This is a genomic window from Nakamurella aerolata, from assembly GCF_013002705.1.
GTDB lineage: Bacteria > Actinomycetota > Actinomycetes > Mycobacteriales > Nakamurellaceae > Nakamurella > Nakamurella aerolata.
The window spans coordinates 87,595-104,215 of the sequence record NZ_JABEND010000011.1 but is presented as its reverse complement, the minus strand read 5'-3'; the positions used below and the strand labels follow the sequence as shown (position 1 = coordinate 104,215).

At 69.3% G+C, this 16,621-nt stretch carries 15 protein-coding genes and 1 tRNA gene; 4 read left to right on the top strand and 12 right to left on the bottom strand.

Annotated elements, in window-relative coordinates:
• Nucleotides 1-3: 3 nt before the first annotated feature.
• On the top strand, nt 4-1,308 hold the full coding sequence (locus HKD39_RS16455) for a TadA family conjugal transfer-associated ATPase (RefSeq protein ID WP_171200959.1): 1,305 nt from the start codon (nt 4-6) through the stop codon (nt 1,306-1,308).
• On the opposite strand, the gene HKD39_RS16450 is transcribed toward HKD39_RS16455, so the two are convergent.
• The gene (locus tag HKD39_RS16450) at nt 1,302-2,792 is read right to left on the bottom strand and encodes an MFS transporter (protein WP_425488467.1); all 1,491 of its coding nucleotides are present in this window, start codon (nt 2,790-2,792) and stop codon (nt 1,302-1,304) included. The genes HKD39_RS16455 and HKD39_RS16450 overlap by 7 nt on opposite strands.
• Before the next feature lie 128 nt (nt 2,793-2,920).
• Between HKD39_RS16450 and HKD39_RS16445 the strand changes: the two genes are divergently transcribed.
• The gene (locus tag HKD39_RS16445; protein WP_171200958.1) at nt 2,921-3,841 is read left to right on the top strand and encodes a helix-turn-helix transcriptional regulator; all 921 of its coding nucleotides are present in this window, start codon (nt 2,921-2,923) and stop codon (nt 3,839-3,841) included.
• A gap of 18 nt (nt 3,842-3,859) precedes the next feature.
• Here the strand turns inward: HKD39_RS16445 and HKD39_RS16440 are convergent, their stop codons facing one another.
• From HKD39_RS16440 to HKD39_RS16425, 4 genes are all read right to left on the bottom strand, one after another.
• Nucleotides 3,860-5,149 carry a hydroxyacid-oxoacid transhydrogenase gene (locus HKD39_RS16440; RefSeq protein WP_171200957.1) on the bottom strand — a complete coding sequence of 430 codons (1,290 nt, stop codon included), beginning with the start codon at nt 5,147-5,149 and terminating at the stop codon, nt 3,860-3,862.
• 231 nt (nt 5,150-5,380) lie between these two features.
• Nucleotides 5,381-5,453 (bottom strand) — tRNA-Lys (locus tag HKD39_RS16435).
• Nucleotides 5,454-5,526: 73 nt separating this feature from the next.
• On the bottom strand, nt 5,527-6,171 hold the full coding sequence (locus HKD39_RS16430; protein ID WP_171200956.1) for a VOC family protein: 645 nt from the start codon (nt 6,169-6,171) through the stop codon (nt 5,527-5,529).
• The gene (locus tag HKD39_RS16425; protein ID WP_171200955.1) at nt 6,168-6,914 is read right to left on the bottom strand and encodes an alpha/beta fold hydrolase; all 747 of its coding nucleotides are present in this window, start codon (nt 6,912-6,914) and stop codon (nt 6,168-6,170) included. The genes HKD39_RS16430 and HKD39_RS16425 overlap by 4 nt, the downstream gene beginning before the upstream one ends.
• Before the next feature lie 62 nt (nt 6,915-6,976).
• Between HKD39_RS16425 and HKD39_RS16420 the strand changes: the two genes are divergently transcribed.
• Nucleotides 6,977-7,609 carry an ArsR/SmtB family transcription factor gene (locus HKD39_RS16420; protein WP_171200954.1) on the top strand — a complete coding sequence of 211 codons (633 nt, stop codon included), beginning with the start codon at nt 6,977-6,979 and terminating at the stop codon, nt 7,607-7,609.
• Here HKD39_RS16420 and HKD39_RS16415 read toward each other — a convergent pair whose 3' ends face one another.
• A complete protein-coding gene (locus tag HKD39_RS16415; RefSeq protein WP_171200953.1) occupies nt 7,610-8,251 on the bottom strand; it encodes a GNAT family N-acetyltransferase in 642 nt (213 codons plus the stop codon).
• A complete protein-coding gene (locus tag HKD39_RS16410) occupies nt 8,248-9,003 on the bottom strand; it encodes a mycothiol transferase (RefSeq protein ID WP_212754658.1) in 756 nt (251 codons plus the stop codon). Before HKD39_RS16410 ends, HKD39_RS16415 begins: the two co-directional genes overlap by 4 nt.
• A 62-nt stretch (nt 9,004-9,065) precedes the next feature.
• On the opposite strand from HKD39_RS16410, the gene HKD39_RS16405 reads away from it, so the two are divergent.
• Nucleotides 9,066-10,028 carry a helix-turn-helix transcriptional regulator gene (locus tag HKD39_RS16405; protein ID WP_171200952.1) on the top strand — a complete coding sequence of 321 codons (963 nt, stop codon included), beginning with the start codon at nt 9,066-9,068 and terminating at the stop codon, nt 10,026-10,028.
• Nucleotides 10,029-10,037: 9 nt separating this feature from the next.
• Here the strand turns inward: HKD39_RS16405 and HKD39_RS16400 are convergent, their stop codons facing one another.
• From HKD39_RS16400 to HKD39_RS16380, 5 genes are all read right to left on the bottom strand, one after another.
• Nucleotides 10,038-11,912 carry an FAD/NAD(P)-binding protein gene (locus tag HKD39_RS16400; protein WP_171200951.1) on the bottom strand — a complete coding sequence of 625 codons (1,875 nt, stop codon included), beginning with the start codon at nt 11,910-11,912 and terminating at the stop codon, nt 10,038-10,040.
• A gap of 1 nt (nt 11,913) precedes the next feature.
• A complete protein-coding gene (locus HKD39_RS16395; protein ID WP_171200997.1) occupies nt 11,914-13,200 on the bottom strand; it encodes an NtaA/DmoA family FMN-dependent monooxygenase in 1,287 nt (428 codons plus the stop codon).
• 38 nt (nt 13,201-13,238) lie between these two features.
• Entirely contained in the window at nt 13,239-14,219 is a 981-nt protein-coding gene (locus HKD39_RS16390) for an LLM class flavin-dependent oxidoreductase (RefSeq protein WP_171200950.1), read from the bottom strand.
• Nucleotides 14,216-15,448: an NADPH-dependent FMN reductase gene (gene ssuE, locus HKD39_RS16385; protein ID WP_171200949.1), complete on the bottom strand. Its 1,233-nt coding sequence runs from the start codon at nt 15,446-15,448 to the stop codon at nt 14,216-14,218. Before ssuE ends, HKD39_RS16390 begins: the two co-directional genes overlap by 4 nt.
• A gap of 94 nt (nt 15,449-15,542) precedes the next feature.
• Nucleotides 15,543-16,583, bottom strand: a complete 1,041-nt coding sequence (locus HKD39_RS16380; RefSeq protein WP_171200996.1) for a transporter substrate-binding domain-containing protein — start codon at nt 16,581-16,583, stop codon at nt 15,543-15,545.
• Nucleotides 16,584-16,621: the final 38 nt, after the last annotated feature.

Below are 16,621 nucleotides of genomic sequence, written 5' to 3'. Positions count from 1 at the left end.
GCGATGGCTACCGTGACGGCGACCGAGCACATTCACGACGAGGTGCGCGAGCTGATCCGCCGCCGCGGACTCGACCCGGTGGTCGACCGGCGGGCCGCCAGGCAACTCATCGACGAAGTGGTCAGCCACTACGAGGAGCGGGTGGCGACCTCGTCGCTGCCGCCGCTGCTGGATCGGGACGGTGTCACTCGCTATGTGTACGACACATTGGCCGGATACGGTCCGCTGCAACGGTTTCTGGACGACCCCGAGGTCGAGGAGATCTGGATCAACCAGCCTGGCAAGGTGTTTGTCGCCCGCGATGGCCGCCACGAGCTGACCACCACCGTGCTCACCCCCGGCGAGGTGCGCGACCTGGTGGAGCGGATGCTGAAACCGTCCGGCCGCCGACTCGACCTGTCGTCTCCGTTCGTCGACGCGCTGTTGCCCGACGGCAGCCGGCTGCACGCGGTGATCCCCGACATCACCCGCGAGCACCTGTCGCTGAACATTCGCAAGTTTGTGGTCGCCGCCAACGGCCTTGAAGATCTGGTCGCGCGCGAGACGATCACCCCGCACGCCGCCCGTTTCCTCGAGGCCGCGGTGGTCTCCGGGCTCAACATCATCGTCGCCGGCGGCACCCAGGCCGGGAAGACGACCATGCTGAACACCCTGGTCAACTCGATCCCGCCGAGCGAGCGGGTGATCACCTGCGAGGAAGTGTTCGAGCTGCGCCCCAACCTTCCCGACGTTGTCGCCATGCAGACAAGGCAGCCGAACCTCGAGGGCCACGGCGAGATTCAGCTGCGCCGGTTGGTCAAGGAGGCACTGCGGATGCGGCCGAGCCGGATCATCGTCGGTGAGGTGCGGCAGGAAGAATCGCTGGATCTGTTGATCGCGCTGAACTCCGGCCTGCCCGGCATGTGCAGCGTGCACGCCAACTCCGCACGGGAAGCCGTCATCAAGCTGTGCACCCTGCCGCTGCTGGCCGGCGAGAACGTCACCGACAACTTTGTGGTGCCGACGGTGGCCAGCTCGATCGATCTGGTGGTGCAACTCGGGCTGGAGCCCGGCGGTGGCCGGCGGGTCCGCGAAATCGTGGCGCTGCCAGGGCGAGTCGAGTCCGGGGTGGTGGAGACCGCCGACATCTTCACCACTCGCGACGGCAAACTCGTTCGCGCCCAGGGTTTCCCGCCGCACGACGATCGATTCGCCCGGCACGGCTACGATCTGCCGGCGTTGCTGCTGGGCCGGGGCTCGGACCTCGGCGCCGACAACAACGCCGACGACCCGGCCGGTTACGGCGCGTCCGGCCGGCATTCCTATTGAGTTCGTCCACCCATCGGCGGGCGCAGCAGCGCGGCCACCACGAAACAGGTGAGCAGGGCAAGGCCGGCGTTCACGGCGACGGCGAACCGGATGCCGCTGAGCAATCCCGCCGCGGCCTGGCTCACCACCAACGCCGACATCACTGGTGTGCCAAGGGCGATACCGACCTGTTGGCTCATGGTCACCAGGCCCGTCGCCAGACCCTGCTGATCGGCAGGGACGCCCGTCGTTGACGTCACAACGTAGCCGACAATGGCGACAAGGTTCGCCACTCCCCCGATGAAGGTCAACGCCAGCAACGGGATCAACCAGGCCCGATCGGCGCCGATGAACGCCAGCGGCAGTGTCACGGCGGCCTGCACGCCGAAGCCGGCGATCAGAGCTCGCCGTGGTCCGACCCTGCCGATCAGTTTCGGTGCCAGCAGGCCGCCCAGCACCGTCCCGATCCCGAGAAAGGCCAGAATGAGGCCGGCGGCCACCGCGGAGTAGCCCAGCGTCTCCTGGAGGTAGAGAGTGAGCAGAAAGGCCAGCGACGTCTCGGTGGCAAAGGCCAGCAGGCCTGCGAGATTCCCGACGGTGATGGTGTTGCGGCGCAACAGCTCCACCGCGATCAGCGGCTGCGCCACCCTGGTCTCGACGACGACGAACACCGCTCCGAGCACCACCGCCACCGCGATCGGGAGCCACGTTCCCAGCACCGCCCAGCCGTGTTCGCCCGCGTGGGTGATGCCCAGCACCAGGGCGAGCAGCGCCGCCGTGATGGTGACGGCACCTGGCAGGTCGAGCCTGGGCCGGTCGGATCGGTGGGGTTCGCGGAGAATCGTGGGAGCGGCCAGCAGCACGACGGCGGCGACCAGCACGTTGATGTAGAACGCCCACCGCCAGTTGATCACCCCGGTGAGCACGCCACCGAGCACCGCTCCGCTGGTGAAGCCCGCGGCCATCAAAGCGCCGTTCAGCCCGAGCACCCGAGCTCGCGCGGGTCCTTCGGCGAACATGGTGGTCAGCAACGATAATGCCGCGGGGGTCACCATTGCGGTCGCAACGCCTTGGGCCGCCCGCGCGATGAGCAGCAGGGCCGGCGTGCCGGCCAGCCCACCGAGCAGCGATGCCGCGCCCAGCAATGCCATTCCGGCCAGGAACAAGCGTTTGCGGCCGAAGAGATCGGCGACGCGGCCGAAGAACAAGGTGAAACCGGCGGCGCACAACGCGAATGCCGTGACGATCCACTGCAGCCCGCCGGCCGAGAAGCCGAGTTCGGTGCCGATATGCGGGAGCGCGACGTTCAAGATCGAGAAGTCGACCGCGAGGGTGAAATTGCCGGTCAGCAACAGCGCCACCGCGGCGCGGCTGCGCGCGGTCGGCACGATCGCATCGGCGGGTTGTCGCGGTCCCGCCGGGTGCCCGGTGGTCGGCTTCCGGGCCGCTGCCGAAGGTGTGGCCGGAGACCGGGTCGGCGGCTGTGACATGGGTGGCGGTGACATCGGTGACTGTGAGGAGGTGGGTGTCATGCCATCAGCGTTGCGATCGGCATGCATGGCAACCAGTCCCGGCGTTGCCTAGCACTGGTGGGGTCAGGCTGGCCCGGGACGATGTGCGTCATCATGGACCGATGGCACCAGCCGACCAAGACGATCTTCCGCGCCTCGCGGCGGCACACCGGGCCGACACCATCTCCGGTAGCGCACCGGCGTCGACCGAACTCGGTGAGTTTTTGCGGTCCCGGCGCGACCGCCTTACCCCTGACGTTGTGGGGTTGCGGAGCTACGGGCGCCGCCGAGTCCCTGGCCTGCGGCGAGAGGAGCTGGCGCAGCTGGCCGGTGTGTCGGCCACCTACCTGACCCGGTTGGAGCAGGGCCAGTCCAGCAACGCTTCGGACGCGGTCATCGATGCGTTGGCGCGGGCGTTGCGGTTGGATCCGCACGAGCGCGACCACCTGTTTGCGCTGGCCCGTCCGACCCCGCGGCGGCGCGCCAGGTCTGCGCGGCCGGAGACCGCGAAACCCGGTGCGGTGCAACTGTTGAACGCGGTCCGTGACGTCCCGGCCATTCTGCTCGGTCGGCATCTGGATTTTCTCGCGTGGAACCGTCCTGGGCACCGGCTGCTCGCAGGGCACCTCGATGTCGCCGCTCCATCGCGACCGGCCGACCGGCCCAATCACATCCGGATGTTGTTTCTGGATCCGCACACCATCGAGCTGTACCGCGACTGGTCCGCCGAGGCGGCGCTGGCGGTGGCGTCGTTGCGTTACGTCGCCGGTCTGTTCCCGAGTGATCGCCGCATCTCCGACCTGGTCGGTGAACTCAGTGTGCGGAGCACCGAGTTTGCCGGCCTGTGGGCGGGACACACGGTGCGGCTGTGCACCAGCGGTAGCAAGGTGTTTCAGCATCCCGAACTGGGCACGTTCGCCCTCGACTACGAGGTGCTGCACCTGCCGGAGGGCGACGGTCAGCGCATCTTGATGTACACCGCCGCGCCGGACAGCCCGGCCGAATCGGCGCTGCGACTGCTCACTGCCACCGCTGCCGACTGACGATTCAGCAGTCCCAGATCACCACAGCTGCAACGAGTTCCGCAGGATGCCAGCAAGATCCTCCGGGGTCGGGTCCCCGGGCGCGATGGCCAGCAGGCGCTGCTGCTTCAGGGTGCCGGGCACCAGAGCGTCGATGTCGGCCTCGGTGAAGCCGACGGCCCCGATGCCGGCCGGAATGCCGATGTCCCGCATCAGTTTCTTCAGCACGTTGGGCAGCTGATCGGAGGGGTCGGCGGCGCGTTCGGCGCTGGGGTCGAGCAGGTCGGCGGCGCGCAGGTGCCGCTCAGGATCGAACTGGAAGGTCCACGCGAATGCCGCCGGCGCGGTCAGCGAGACCGCCATGCCGTGCGGCACCATGGCATGCCCCTGCGGGTAGTCGGCCGGCTGGAAGTCGCGCACCTGACCGGCGATCGGGTAGGCGTTGGCGTGCGGGATGTGCACCCCGGCGTTGCCGAATCCCATCCCGGCGAAGGTCGCGGCCATTGCCATCGCGTTGCGCGCCTCGATGTTCTCCGGCTCGTGCACGGCAGCCCGGAAAGACTGTGCCAGCAGCGACATCGCCTTCTCGGAGAACATGTCGGCGATGGGGTTGGCACCGCAGTACGGCACCCGCTGCTCCGGCTGCTTGCGGGCAAAGCTGGTGTAGGGCTTGGCCGTATAGCTCTCCAACGCGTGGCAGAGAATGTCCATGCCGGACGATGCCGTCACCATAGCGGGTTGGCTGCGGGTCAGATCGGGGTCGATCACCGCCATGACCGGACGCAGCCGCGGGTGGCTGATCCCACTCTTGACGTGCTGATCGAGCACATCGAGAACGCACACCGTTGTCGACTCGGCTCCGGTGCCGGTGGTGGTGGGCAGTGCCACGAACGGATGCAGCGGATTGCGGGGAGCGCGGCCGCCACCGACCGGCGCGTTCACGTAGTCGATCACCGCACCGTCGTTGGTGAGCAACAGGTTCACCGCCTTGGCGGTGTCGATGCTCGATCCCCCGCCGACCGCGACGAAGCCGTCCCACGGGCCGTGCTCCCTGGCGTGGTCGACGGCCTGCTGCATGCTCTTGTCGGTGGGTTCGATGCTGACACCGTCGTACAGTTCGGCCTCGAGCCCGGCGGCGCGGATCTGCTCCACCACCTGCTGCGGTGCTCCGGTGGCTGCCACCCCGGGGTCGGTGATCACCAGCACCCGGCTCACCCCCAGCTGGCCGAGGTCGTACCCGACCTCAGCGCTGCTGCCCGGGCCGAACTTCAGCTGCGGCGCGCCATAGGTGAACACGGTTTCGGTGGACGGAGCTGCGGGCTGCGACATCGTCGAATCTCCTGGAGAAGTCTGGTTGCATCGACGTCCATGCAGCCGTGGCACGGCTCCGGGCGTCAACCCGTAGCTTAGCCACGCCATCGACAGCTACTGACACAGCGTTTCAATTTTGTTCGGCACGGCCGCGAGGCGGGTGCCGTCGATGGGTGCAACCTGGGCAAACAGAAAGAAGCGGCTCCCGAACCCTGGCTCGAGAACCGCTTCCTTCGTCGTGCTCCGCTGTGCGCCACCAGGGACTCGAACCCCGAACCCGCTGATTAAGAGTCAGCTGCTCTGCCAGTTGAGCTAGTAGCGCGTGCGGGAATGAGCCTACACCGGCACCCCGCGTGGGGTGAAATCCGCCGCTCAGCCACGCTCAGCGGGAACCGTCAGGCTCTGCCCTGCCAGGTGGCGATGTCGACCTCGTTGCCTTCCGGGTCAGCGAGGGTCCAGCCGGCCGGAGCGAACCTGTCATCAACCATCCGCCCGCCGGCCGCCAGTGCCGCCGCAATCCGCGACTCGGCGACGTCGTGCGGCACCGACACATCGACATGAATCCGATTGCGCCCGGTACGCAGCTCCGGGCTTTCCTGGAACCAGATCGGCGGCCCAATCCGCTTCGGGTCGACGGCGTCCTCTTCGCCGAGCAACCGGTAGCCGAGCACCGCTGCCCAGAACTCGCGAATCGCGGCATAGTCGGTGGCATCGATGGCGAGCTGGATGTGCTGCACGGACTGCGGATCGGCGGCGAGCCCAAGGTCGGCCGCGGCAGCGGAGACCCGGTGGGCCAGTTCGATGTCGTCCGCCACCGGACCGTCCACCCCTGGAAACACCCTGACGGTGACGCTGTCGGCGCGCAGATCCAGGTCCGGAACCCGGCCGAGGCCGGTGACGGCCGAGCCGATCCGTCCGGCGAACTCAATCGCCTGGCCCAGCGAATCCACCCGGAAGCACGCGGTCACGCCGCTGAACAGGAACCGCCAGTCGGCGGTCCCGTCACTGTCATGAAACTGTTGCGGGGTAATGGATGTCATCGCTCGCCCTGATCACTTGGGCCGGGACGCTGCGCGGTATCGGCGATGCTGGCCTGCTCGTTGAGGATGCCGGCGAGCTCGGTCGGCCGGGTGAACTGGGGCCAATGCCCCGAATCGATGTCGACGTAGCTGACGTCGGCGATCGCCGCGACCTCAGGCAGGTCCCCGCCGGCGACCCAGCTCTGCAGCTCGTCCACCGAGTACTCAGGGCACACCATCACCGCAGGGACCGTGTAGCGACGTTCGTCGGTCAGCCGCACCGGATCGGTGGTGAGCGACGCCGGCGAGGCGATCGCCCTGGCCACGAAGGCGGAGCGCGCCTGCTCGTCCAAGTCGGCGATGTCACGGTCGTCGAAGGTGCTCAGGTCCGGCAGCGGCAGGTCGGGCCCGTCCACCGCAAAACCTTCCGCCAGCGGCGCTCCGGAAGCGGCCGGGAAGCCGCCGATGTGCACCACCCTTGCCACCCGATCGGGACGGGCGTCGACAGCGAGATGCGCAAGCCCCGCTCCCATGGAATGCCCCACCACCACAACGCTTTCGCCAGCTGGTGCGGCGTCGATCGCGGCGACGATGGCATCCACCTGATCTTGCAGGCCGACCTTGCTGCGGTCAGCGTCCTTGGCCTCGAGACCGGGCAGCGTGAGCGGCGAGACGCCGTGCCCCGCGCCCCGCAACGCAGGGACTACGGCGTCCCAACTGCTGCCGTCCAGCCAGAGCCCGGGAACGAGAACGAGATGTGCCATGCCATGCCTCCGTTATGATCCAGATTTGTCGATCGATGAAACCTAACAGGAATGATCCAGAAATGTCGAGCATTAACCCGGAGACCGATCCGACACCGGTCGACCGACCCGACTACCAGCTGGAGGACGTCCGGATCATCAGCTCGACCGCTGAGCTGAAAGCGCTGTTCCATCCCCTGCGCGAGGAGCTGGTTGACCTGCTGCTGGAACGCGCGGCCACGGTCGCCGAACTGGCCGACGCGGTGGGCCGGCCACCCAGCACCGTGGCCTACCACGTGGCCAAGCTGCTGGACGCCGGGCTGATCAAGGTGGTGCGGACGCGCAAGGTGCGCGCCATCGACGAACGCTGGTACGGCCGGGTCGCCAGAACGTTCTATGTCGGCAAGATCAGCGCCGAGCAGTTGCCGCTGGTGCCCAACTACCTGCCGACGGCAGCGGCGGAATCTGTCGCGGCCCACCGCAACGACCAGCTGCGGGCGCTGCTGCGCTACGCGCATATTCCCGAAGATCAGGCAGAACCGTTCTGGCGCAAGATGATCGCTCTGTTCGCCGAGTTCTCCGCGCTGCCCCGTACCGGCGAGCGCAGCTACGCCCTGGTGGCCGGGCTGTATCCCACCGAGCACGTCACGCTGCCCCCGGCGGACGACGCTGCTGCCCACCAGCGCCCCGGTTCGGGCTCCGGCGACCATCCCTGATCACCTATTCGAGCCTCTCGATCGGGCTCGCCGAGCGCCGGGCACGGTCAGCCGCATGATGCAGTTGAACTGACCTTTCGGCGCGATGTAGCTGAACCCGGCTCGCTCGAACATGCTGCGGGTGGCGTTGTACAGGAACGACGCAGACATCCTGGCGCCGTTGGTGTCTCGCGGATAGCTCTCCAGCACTCGCCCGCCGGCCTCGGCCACCAGCCGCACCACGCCGTCCAGCGCCACCGCGGCCACTCCCTTGCGCCGATAACGCCGGTCGACGAAAAAGCAGGTGATGCGGTAGTCCGGCGCCGGCTCGTCGCGCGCCTCGATCTCTTTACGGTGGTAGATCCGCGGCAGCTCGTCCGGAGGTCCGTACTCGGCCCAACCGATGGCCTCGGCATCCGGGCCCTCACCGTCGAATACCAGCGCAGCATGGGCCTTTCTCTCCTTCACCAGACGCTGCTTGAACTCCCGCCCCGACTCACCCGGCCGCAACAGCTCGCGGGAGTGGAACCAGGTGCACCAACAGCCGTTCCAGACGCCGTTGTGCCGCAAGGCAAGTGCCTCGAACGCCGGCCAGGTGTCCGCCGAGAGCGCGTGAACCGGAAACGTCGCAGCGGGTTCCGCCGGTGGGCGTCGGGATGTCATGACGCCTCGTCGCCCTCGCGCAGACCTGGCGGCCGCCAGTCGGACGGCGGGTCTTCACCGACCCGACCGTCGATGGCCTCACGCAACAGGTCGGCATGCCCGGTATGCCGCCCGTACTCCTCGAGCAGGTCGAACAGCATCCGGCGCAAGCTGAGATGTCCGTCACTGCCGAAGCTCAGGCTGATCGGCTGGTCCAGCCCGCCGTCGGCCGCCGCGGCCGCGAGCTTCGCGCGGGCCCGCCGCACCGCACCGTCGTACAGCTCGTACAGCTGCTCCGGGCTGTCGGCGGCGGCCGAGCCGAAGATCCAGCCGTCGGCGTCGGCGCCTTCCGGTGGTCCGCCGAGCGACGTCCACGGCTCCCCCAGCGGCTCGCCCGTGAGCCACACGGTGACCTTCTCGTCCTCCACCATCGCGAGGTGTTTGAGCAAGCCGCCGAGGGTGAGTGCGGACGCGCCGATCGTCACGTTCAGCGCCGTCCGGTCGAGTCCATCAGCCTTCCAGCGGAACGTGGCCCGCTGCCTGTCCAGCGCACCGAGCAGATGCTCAAGTTCGGTACCGGCCACCGGCGGTTCCCACGGCGCCGGCACCCATGCGGAATCCCCGCCGGCCTCGGCGGCGGTCTGGTCGATGTGTTGACCGCCGTCGTCCGGCGCGGCCGACGCATCCGGCGCGGTTGACGCGGCCGGCCCGGCCGGCCCGATTGACGCGGCCGGCCCGGTCGGGCCGGAGGGAGCAGCATTGTCGTTGGTCATGCCGAGGGACGCTAGATCGGATACCGGCAGAATCCCGTCCGGTTAAGTGCAAGAATGTTGAGATGGCTGCCGCCGACCTTGCGGTCAACCCGACCGTTCGGGCGTTGCGCACCCTGCAACTGCTGCAGGAGCAGCCGGGCATCACCGCCGGCGGTCTGGCCAGGGAGCTGGCAGTTTCCGAACGAGCCGCCCGGCGCTACGTTCAGGTGCTGCGCGAGGCCGACATCGCGGTGGAAACCGTCAGGGGACGCTACGGCGGGTACCGGCTGGGGCGCGGACTTCGCCTGCCGCCGTTGGTGTTCGGCTCCGCCGAGGCGCTTGGCCTTGTGATGGCGGTGCTGGACGGGCACCATGCCGCCAGCGACCCGGACGACCCGGTCGGGGTTGCGCTCGGCAAGATCATTCGGGCGCTGCCGGCTCCGGTCGCGGCCCAGGCGGAGGCGGTCAGGCGCACGGCCGCCGCGGCGCCCGATCCGGCTGCGGCGCGTCCGGACCCGGCCGTCACGGCCACCCTGGTGGCGGCGTGTTCCGAGCACCGCAGGGTGACCCTCGACTACCGGTCCGAATCCGGGCGGCAATGGCAGTCCGACGTTGATCCGTGGGGTGTGGTGGTGCGGCACGGACGCTGGTACCTGCTGAACTATGCGCACCGCCCGCGAGCCACCCGCGCCTACCGGGTCGATCGGGTCAGCACCGTCACCGTCAGCGCCGAAACCTTCACGCCGCCAGCGGCTTTCGACCCGGTCGCGTTCCTTGAGCGGCACCTCTCCCGGGGTTGGGAGTACGCCACCGAGGTCATCCTGCAGGTGCCGTTGGCGCAGGCCCGGCGGTGCCTTCCGGGCGCGCTCGGCACCTTGGAGCCGCTGGGCGCCGACCGCACCCGGCTGACCGGCACCACCAGCAACCCGTACTGGTACGCCGAGCAACTCGCCGCCACGCCGGGCGACTTCACCGTGCTCGGCGGCACCGAACTCCAACAGACGGTGGCCGAGTTGGCGCGGCGGCTCACCGCTGCTGTGCCCTGACCGGCCCGCTCAGCGAGATCCGGCCAGCGCAACGGCGCGCGGGCGTGCCCGCCGATCGGTGATCTCCCGCAGCTGCGAAAGCAGATCCCTTGCCACCGCATCGTTCTGCCGCAGCGACGGCGCATTGAATCCCGGCCGGGCGAAGCCGGCCGACCCGGCCGAGCCGGCAACCGACGGACCGAGCAGGTACCGACGGGGGTGCGCGGTGCCGTCCGCCCGGACGGCCCTTGCCCTGACGTCCGCGAGCAGTTTTCCGTTGCCGTGCGCCAGTTCTCCGTCGGCGAGCAGCCCGCGCAGCAGCGGGTCGGTGACGGCGGAGGCCTCGGTGCGCGGCAGTCGGGCGTCCACCAGGGTGGCGGCGGTCCAGCTGGTCGGGCTGGCTGGGCTGTCGGCTCTGAAACCTGCATCCACCGGGGTGATCTGCAGATCCGGTCCGGCGAACCGCACCACCCCGGCTTCGTTCAGCGCCAGCAGCTCGGACAGTCGCCGCGGCGGTGGTCCGCTGGCCAGGAACGAGAACAGGCTGTGGAACTCACCCTCGACGTGCCTGACCCGGTCGTCCGCGGTCAACGCGCCTGCCGCCGCCATGGCAGCGAGGGTGCCGTGCACGGTGAGCAGCCGGTCGAAGACCGCTCGATCTGGCGAGAAGCGCGGATCGGCCCGGCGCGCCAGGTCTGCCCTAATGTGCTGCCGCACAGCCTGTTCCACTCCCGCACCAGCCCAGCGGCGGCCGGCCAGCGGCCGATTCAGCCGGTCGAGGTCGAACCGGTCGCGCGGGTCGGGCACCTGACGTCGGAGTTGATCGGCGCTGCCTGCGGCGCCGGCTTCGAGGGCGGCGCGCAGTTCCGACCACCGGCCCGAGCAACGCTCCGGATGCGCGTCGAACAACCGCCGGTAGTGCGCGGCCCGGAGTTCCGCGGCGACCAGCGGGGCGATGTCGCGCCGATAGTCGTACCCGTCCGGAGCAAATGATCCTGGGCTCGGCAGATACTCCGGCAGGCTCGGTCCCGTCGCGGGCAACTGGTATCCGAGCTTGGCGTGGTACGGCACTCCGCGGCGGGAGCCGACGATCAGCCGCGGCTCCGCGCCGCTTCGTCGGTACGCCAGAGTGCCGTCGGAGCGGGTATCGAACCTGCCGCCCCGCCCCTGGGTGAGCAACACCATCAGGTCGATGAAGGCCAGTCCGAAGCCGCGCACCAGCACCGGTTGCCCCGCGCCCAGCCCGCTCAGGTCGAGATCGGCGGTGTAACCGGGCGGCACATTGCGCGCACCGACTCGCACCGCGTGATCGGCGAGTACCTGCTCAGCCGGTTCGGGTGTCCTGTCCAGATATCCCTGGGCCAGCACCACCAGATCCGCTGCCAGGCACGCGCCGCCGGCGAGCCGAATCCGTTGCCGCCCTTCGACATCGTCGGTCACCGCGACCGCGGAGTCGGTATGCCGGTACACCCTGCTACCCGGCGGCAGCGCAGCGGCGGCCCGGTCGAATGCCCACGCCAGGTAGTGCCCGGCAACCTCGCGCGGCACAAAGTCGTTGCCGCCCAGCGCTGTAGTCGACGGATCGATACCGTGCGCGGCCAGCAAGGTCCGGCCGGCTCCGGCAATCCACTCGGCCAAGGTTGGGCCGGGCCGGTGCGGCCCCTCGATGGTGACCGATTCGTCGGTGAACAGGGTGACGTCGCCGGCCACCGAGTTCATCCAGAGCAACCGCGACTGCCGCTGCCGCCAGATCCGGCCGGCGCCGGGCGGGTGTGGATCGACGACATGAACTTTCATCGGCCCGCTGCCGGCGGCAGAGGCGTTGGCGGACAACCGTTCCAGCAGGCTGGTGACCCGCGGTCCCCCGCCGACGAAGACCACCACCGGCGCAGCGGCGTCAGGCATCTCAGGCTGCACCTGACGATCGGGCGCCCTTCGGCCGCGGCAATCCCAGGTGTTCGCGCAGCGTGCTGCCGACGTACTCGGTGCGGAACACCCCGCGCTCCTGCAACACCGGCACCACTCGCTCGACCACATCGTCGAGTCCTCCAGGGGTCAGATGCGGCACCAGAATGTAACCGTCGGCGGCTCGCTGCTGCACGAACTCATCCATCGCGGTCGCCACCGTCTCCGGCGATCCGATGAACGACTGCCGGTTCTGTTGCGCTATCACGGTTTCGCGCAGCGTCCACCCATTCTCGGCCGCCGCCGCGCGCCACCTCGCCACCGTGCCCACCGGATCGGTTGGCCGCACCCGGCCCTGCACCACGGCCGAGTCGAGCACCGGATCTTCCGCGGGCAGCGGGCCGTCGGGATCGCGATCCGACAGGTCAATTCCCCACAGCAGCTGCGCCAGGCCGAGAGCTGTTGCGCCGGATACTTGTTGACGTCGGATGTGGGCGGCCTTCTCCTCCGCCTCCGCGTCGGTGTCGCCGACCACAACGCTGACGCCCGGCATGATCTTCAGCGACTCGGCGCTGCGCCCGTGCCCCGGCAGGCGCGATTTCAGGTCGCGGTAGAACTCCTGCCCCGCGGCCAGTGACCCGTGCCGGGTGAACACCACATCCGCCTCGGCGGCGGCGAAGTCGCGGCCCTGCGCAGAGTCGCCTGCCTGGATGACGACCGGATGCCCCTGCGGCAACTCTGGCAGCGTGAACCGCCCGGAGATGTCGAAATGCTTTCCGGTGAAACGGAACTGACCATCGTCGGCGGGCGAGTCCCACAGCGCCCTGGCGGCCCGCACCGCTTCGGCGGCTCTGGTGTAGCGGTCGGCGTGATCCAAGTACCCGCCGCGGCGGAAGTTCTCGCCGGTGAAAGCGTCGGAGCTGGTCACCACGTTCCACGCGGCCCGGCCGCCGGACAGCAGGTCGAGGGTGCCGAACCGCTTGGCCAGCTCGTACGGCTCGTTGAAGGTGGCGTTGACGGTCGCGGCCAGGCCGAGCCGTTCGGTGACGCCGGCCAGCGCGCTCAGCACGGTGAGGGATTCCGGGCGACCGACAACGTCGAGATCGTGGATGCGGCCGTTGACCTCGCGCAGCCGCAGCCCCTCGGCCAGAAAGAAAAAGTCGAAAAGGCCACGCTCTGCGGTGGCGGCCAGCTCCGCGAACGATCGGAACTCGATCTGCGAACGGGATTCCGGGTCGCTCCAGACGGTGGTGTTGTTGACGCCGGGGAAGTGCGCCGCCAGGTGCAGCTGTTGCTTGCCGGCACCGCGGCGGTTGGACGGTGATGTCACTGCAAGGCTCCTTCCACGCGGCGCGCGGCGGCACCGTCCGCCGGGCCGGCCGCTGTCGCGCCGGGTGCCGCGAAGCGATTGTTCGGTCGCGGCAGCCCCAGCGCATTGCGCAGGGTCCGGCCGGTGCCGCCGCGAGGGTTCACCAGTTGCTCGGCGCGCAGTGGCGGCAACAGCCGGTCGAGCAGCGCGGTGAGGTCAGCCGCGTCACGGACGGCGACCCTGATGCCGTCCCAGCCGGCGCGGTGCAGATCGATAGCGGCATCGGGTGATACCTGCTGGGCCGCACCGAGATCGGCCAGTACCCGCTGTGCTGGGCGCTGCTCGGGGCGCTGCACCGCTCCCTGCACGATCAGCACATCGGCCGACCCGGCAACCGCAGCGGCCGCCTGCTCGGCGAGTTCGAGCACGATCACCGGCTGGCCCTGCGGCGGCCTCGGCACAATGGACGGACCCTTCACGCTGAAGCTCCGGCCGATGTAGTCGACGTAGTGCAGCTTGTCCCTGTCGATGAATCGGCCGGTGAGCTCGTCCCGGATCTCCGCATCGTCCTCCCAGGAATCCCAGAGCAGCCGGCTCACCTCGATCACCTCGCCGGCCTCGCGCCACAGCTCGGCCGGTGCGGCCGGCTGCCGGCGACCCACCTGGTCGGCTTCCTGCTGCGTCGACGACACCGCCACCTGCCACCCGGCGCGGCCCTGCGAGGCAAAGTCGATGCTGGCGATCTGGGCCTGCAGGTGAAACGGCTCGGTGTGGGTGGTGGTGACCGTCGGGACCAGCCCGATCCGGTGGGTGATCGGCGCGAGCAGGCCGGCAACGCCAACGGCGTCGAGTTGCAGCCTTGCGGTGGGGGCGCCGAGCGAGTCCGACAACGTCACCAGCGTCACGCCGGCTGCTTCCGCCGCGGTGACCACCCGCCGGTAGTAGCCGGGGTTGGCGGTGTCGGTGGCCAGCTCCAGTCCCACCACATAGCCGCTCATCGATCCGCTCCCGCCAGGGCCGGCCGCAACGCCGGTGCCGCCGCCGTCGGCTCGGTACCGGTCGGGTCCGCCGGGATAGCCGCGGTCAGCTCCTTCACAAAGGCAAGCGGACCAATGGTTTCCGGGTCGGCGGCGACGTCGAACTGGGGCCGGTAGCCCGCCGCCCGGTACAGCGCGACCGCCTCCGGCTGCCGTGGCCCGGTGGTCAGGTACAGGCGGCGGTAGCCCAGCCGCACCGCGGCCCGCTCCAGCTCGTCGAGCACCCTGCGGCCGAGGCCCTGCCGACGCTCGCGGTGATCGGTCCAGACGCGTTTGACTTCAGCGGTGTCAGCGGCTTTGCGGCGCAGCGCACCGCCGGCGATGGTGTGACCGTCCCGTTCCAGCACCAGGAAGACCCCATTCGGCTCGTGGAACTCGTCGGCGTCGACCTCGGTGAGCTCGGTGTTGGGATTCACCCGGCCGTACCTGGTGCCGTACTCCACCTTGAGTTCGGCGAGCAGCGGGGCGAGCGCCGGGTCACCGTCGCGGACGACCCGCACCCGCACCACCGGCCCGGCCGCATCCGATCGAGCAACTGCCGCCGGTCCGGCGACCGCGGCCGATCCGGCAACGGCGGCCGACCCGGCGACTGAGGCCGGGTCGGCGGTACCGGTGGGCTGGGCCGATGGTGCCGGTGTCGTCGGCTGGGTCAACAGCGCGCGGGCGTCGAGCTGACGCAGGAATCCGCCGGTGACCTCGGCCAGTGGGGTGGCCGCCTCCGGATCCAGCACCGCACCGCCGTCCGGGTACAGCCGGACGTGCCTGGCCAGCACGAACCAGCCGGGACCGACGTGGTCGGCACCGAGGCTGTGCAGCACCGGCCGTAGCGCATAGTCCACTGCCAGCACGTGCGCCGGTGAGCCGCCGGTGACCACCGGAAGTACGGCCTTGCCGCGGAAGGCGTTCTGCGGCAACAGGTCGAGGAAGGTTTTCAACAGGCCGGAGTACGCCGCCTGGTACACCGGTGACCCGAGCACCAGCGCATCGGCCTCGACCACGCGCTGGACCGCGGCGGCGACCTGCGGATCGGTCCGGTCGCCGGCCAACAACGCCGCAGCCGGCAGGTCACGCAGCGACAGCTGCTGCACCTGGTGGCCGGCCACCTGAAGTCGGCGGCCGATGTGAGCGAGCACCGCGTTGGTGCGGGAGCTTGCCGATGGACTTCCGGAAAGCGAGAGAACAACTGACATGGTCGTGAATCTCCTGAAGGGCGAATCAATCACGCTGATGGGCAATGGTCGGCGGCAAGCACCGAAAAGGCTGCCGCTACGGGCTTTTCTCAGATCACCCCTCAGCCGGCAGACCGGGTGGGTTGACGGCGGATCTGCTGACGGCCTCCGAGCTCAGGTTCCATCGCCCCAGCACCTTCGCGTAGCTGCCGTTGGCGATGGTCTCGTTGATCGCGGCCGCGTACGCCGGCGCCAACCCGTTGCCCTTCTTGGTGAGCACGGCGATCTCGCCCTGCAGCGCGTCCCCGGCACCGGACACCACACCCGCGATCCGGGTCTGCCCGGTGACGGCGACGTGGTAAGCGGCACTGGGATTCGGCCCGAGGTAGGCGTCGATGCGGCCGGAACCCAGGGCAAGGTAGTAATCGGTGGCGTTCTGGTAGTAGGAGATCTCGATCGGCTGCAACCCGGCGGCCTGGTTCTGCTTGTTCCAGTCCAGCAGCAGCTGCTCCTGGTTGGTGCCGGAGCTGACGGCAATCTTCAGTCCGGCAGCGTCTTTCGGCCGGGTGATGGCGCCGCTGACGTTCTTTCCCACCTCGAATGCCACGTCGTCCTTGCGGTAGGTGGCGAAGTCGTACTTCTGCTTGCGCTGCTCGGTGACCGTCACATTGGAGATGAAGGCATCCGCCTTGCCGGAGTCGATCTGGACGAAGTTCTGTGCCCAGTCCGCTGCCCGTAGCTCCACCTTCAGACCGAGCACGTCGGCGAACAAGTAGGCGAGGTCGGTCTCGGCGCCGATCACCGTCTTGTCGTCATCGGCGTAGAAACGCAGCGGCGGCGCGCTGCCGGCGGATCCGGTCACCACCAGGGTCCCCCGCTTGCGGATGTCGGCGGGTACCAGCGCGGCAATGCTGTCCACCTTGGGGGTGGTGATCCGGTTCTGTTGCGGGCTGAGGTTGACGCCGGCGCTACTCGCGCCGGTTTCGCCCGGCCCGGCGCTCTGCCCGGCGGCGGCCGGCTGCGCCGCGACCCGTACCGTCGGCGCCGCGTCGTCCGGGGTGGCGCAGGCGGTCAACCCGAAAAAACCCACGACCGATACCGCGGCCCAGCGCAGCAGCGACCGACGCGAACGGAAAGTCTTGGCCGATCCGGACATGGCGATCGTCGTCGGGCTGGGGCTCGATTCTGACTGTC